At 51.2% G+C, this 3,172-nt stretch carries 3 protein-coding genes and 1 pseudogene; 3 read left to right on the top strand and 1 reads right to left on the bottom strand.

Translation table 11 applies throughout. The features are described 5' to 3' along the window. Positions 1-254 (top strand): annotated as a pseudogene (locus EXE42_RS19585) (hypothetical protein); the annotation flags it as partial. Between the two features lie 26 nt (positions 255-280). On the opposite strand, the gene EXE42_RS14955 reads toward EXE42_RS19585, so the two are convergent. Continuing rightward, on the bottom strand, positions 281-1,165 hold the full coding sequence (locus EXE42_RS14955) for a DUF6293 family protein (RefSeq protein ID WP_137706843.1): 885 nt from the start codon (positions 1,163-1,165) through the stop codon (positions 281-283). Between the two features lie 275 nt (positions 1,166-1,440). On the opposite strand from EXE42_RS14955, the gene EXE42_RS14950 reads away from it, so the two are divergent. Beyond that, positions 1,441-2,190 carry a hypothetical protein gene (locus tag EXE42_RS14950; protein WP_137706842.1) on the top strand — a complete coding sequence of 250 codons (750 nt, stop codon included), beginning with the start codon at positions 1,441-1,443 and terminating at the stop codon, positions 2,188-2,190. After that, on the top strand, positions 2,183-3,172 hold a 990-nt coding region (locus EXE42_RS18630; RefSeq protein ID WP_241988402.1), incomplete at its 3' end, for a CBASS oligonucleotide cyclase. The genes EXE42_RS14950 and EXE42_RS18630, both read left to right, overlap by 8 nt.

Raw genomic sequence — 3,172 nt, 5'->3', positions numbered from 1 at the left:
CCGAACTCTCCCACCGCCAGGAGCAGTCGTTGCTCGAGTCGGTCAAGAGGATGCGACAGAACGGGTCAGAGCGGTATGGAGACACGCAGAAGGTCCTGTTCCTCAAACCTGACCTCAAACTGAACCGGGCCGTTCAGAATGACAAGACAGCCAGTGACTCGAACCGAACAGTCGCGTTCGTACAAGGACACCGGTACGTTTCGTTGTCAACGCTTCGAGAAAACCCAAGGAATACAACTGAGTTAGAGGATTAGTGACTGCGCCTTCCTTTAGGTGGTCTTCACTTGGGATGGGTTTCTACCCAGAGTTCGCCCATAGTTCCAAGCGCTGTTTCTGTTCGATTCCCGACCTGATGTCGGTTGACGAACCCCTTTTCTTCGAGTTTCTGAACGTTGTACTGTACTTTACTCTTGAAAGAACCGCCATCTACCTCTTCGTCTAACTCGGCAGCAAGTTCTCTGGCTAGTTCGGATGTAGATTCTACAGCACCGGCGTCGTACAGGAAGCGGAGGACAGTCTTCTCAAAATCGTGTAAATCAGCGGCGGGAACTGTGGGGAACTCCACGTGTATGCCCCCGTTCATCTTCTTGGCGCCTTTCGTGACCCCGTTTTGGTCAATCTCATCAATTAAATCACTAATACGCTGCTGGCGTTCCTTCACTTCAGAATCGCTGACGTCCAAGTTTTGGAGGAACTCACGTTCAGTTCGTAGCTCCTTAATCATTTGAGTGACGAGGTACTCCTCAGGAGACACGTAATAGGTGTGGACGCTGTCGCGTAGTTCCGGTTCTTCAATAATAAGAGAATTCGCAGCACTGGCGAAAGCAAAGGCAATAGTACGCGGCATTGATGAAATATTGACCCAGACCTCGTTGCCTTGTTCTACTTGATCTTGTATCATCTCATACGCCAGCGGATACGCTTCTTCAAATTCGAAGATATTCCCGACTGAGAGCCGTTCTACCTTCTTTCCGAGTATCGTTCCGAACGTCTCTTCCAGCCGTTCAACCATCCGCTCAGCGAGCTTCTGGGCTTCCTCATCGCTTGACTTTCGAGACGAGTATAACAAATAAACCTCGTCTGCTTCGAGCGTTCCCTGGCTGATCGGTTGAACAAGTCGCTGGAAGTCGAAACCAACTGGAATTAGATGAACGGATTTTCCCATGCTATCTAGTACCCCTTGTAACGTTCTTTGTCGTGACCGCTCCTAAATAAATGGATTTCCAACGACCGTCTTCGAGAATTTATTTTGTTCGTAGGATACCTTGAGCAGCGAAGCGTTTATTTTCCCGTGTGACGTAGTAACTATCGTCAACCAGCAGCCCAGATTTAAATCCAAGAATGATCCCCAATGAAAAACACCAGGGATCCCGAGGTAGCGCAGAATGGCCGAGAGGACTCATTCGTCGCGTTCAACCACAGCGGGCCCACGAGAGATTCATGGATAGCTTCCCATATTCAGACGCCGTCATGATGAAAATAACTGACGTAGAGACACTGCTGCGTCACCGTGGCGAGGTCCGAACTACGTATATCCCTGAACGGTTCTCTGTAATCACTGGCGGTATCATCCACGACGACGACCTCAAAGAACTTCGGTGGACTCGGGAACGAAATGCCGTACAGGCTTTTGGTTCAGACTTCCACATCCCTACGGACTATCCGGTTTACGGGGATATGGAGAAGGCCCAGCGCAAATCTAATATCAAGAAGATGATGGACGGAACTCGCTGGATGCACGACAAACTTCTGTCCACGTCGATCCAGATTATCCCGCTTGTTAAGGGATACACCACTGAAGAGCGAGCAATTTGTTACGAAACCCTCCGGGAGCTTGATTTACCGTACTGCGCCTACTACGGTGCTCAATACTTCGGGGGGAAAATGGGGAACGGTATCAACAAGCTCAACGAGGATGTCCGAGAGGTCATCGACGAACTCGGTGTTGACGGGGTACTACTCATCGGCCTCCAAGCAAGAGACGGCCTGTCCAAGATGCCGCCGGAAGTTGTTGCAGCTGCTGGTCAACGGTGGATCAGAAAGTCCGACCTGCGAGACGTACCAATGGGTACTGCACAATCCCAGTATCTCCAGTGGAGACAAGACGTAGAGGAGACGGTTCTGGGGGCCGGGCAAACGACGTTAGGATCCTTCTCCCCATCCCCCAGCGAGGTGGTAGCTCATGGGTAACACCCGAACTGTCGGAGAGTACCAGCAAGGTGGTGATGGGAGTAATCGATCACCAGCCAACTCAAATAATTCTGACGTTGGTGACTCATCAAGGGATGCGGAACGTGAAATCGAAGAATCACATCAAGAATACGCTGAGGAAGCCCAGATAACCGACAAGCAGGCCAAGGACATGCAGCAGCGACGTGAAAACGTCGTTGACAATTTGAAGGAAGAAGGTCTGTCGATTGAAGAAGACCATATCTACGGTTCAGTGATGCAAGGGACGATGACCGGACCACTCGACGAGGACTGCGACATCGATGTAATGATCGTCCTCGATGCGGACGAACACGGTCAATGGGCCACTTCTCGTAACGGTCCACAGAACGCGCTTCGTGCTGTCAAAAGACGGTTGGAACAAAAGTACCCGAACCAAGAGGTTCGCATCGACAGAAACGTGGTGGCAGTGAAGTTCAGTGACTTCACCGTAGAGGTTACCCCGGCATTCCGTTACAGCGATACTCACAATCCCGAGAGCCCGACAGACCCCGTAACCATCGGGGGGATGGAAACTCCTATCCAACCGATGGGCGCTGACGACCCGAATAACGGCTACGCGATCCCTGACACCTACGGTGGGCAGTCTTGGGTGGGTACGAATCCCCGGAAATTCCAGTCAATGTATAATGCCGTTAACGAAAATAATGGGGGCAATCTCCAGCGAGTTGCCGTATCAGCTAAGAAGTGGAATGAGGAGAACGGGAAACCCGTGAACTCCTATCACATGGTGATGATGGCTTACAAATATTTCCGGAATGACGCTCCCGCTGGTGCCTCTACTCATGAGCATATGAGTAACTTCTTCCGGAATCTTCCCCAGTACGTCAACGACGAAACGCGAGAACCGGTCTATCAAGAGCGGGTTGACAACGGGATGAGTTCGAAGGAGAAGAAGCAGGCCGCTCAAAAAGCGTACCGTGCCAGTGAGAAGATCGAGGAG

Source organism: Halorubrum sp. SP3, from assembly GCF_005435195.1.
Lineage (GTDB): Archaea > Halobacteriota > Halobacteria > Halobacteriales > Haloferacaceae > Halorubrum > Halorubrum sodomense.
This window is presented reverse-complemented; position numbering and strand designations above follow the sequence as displayed.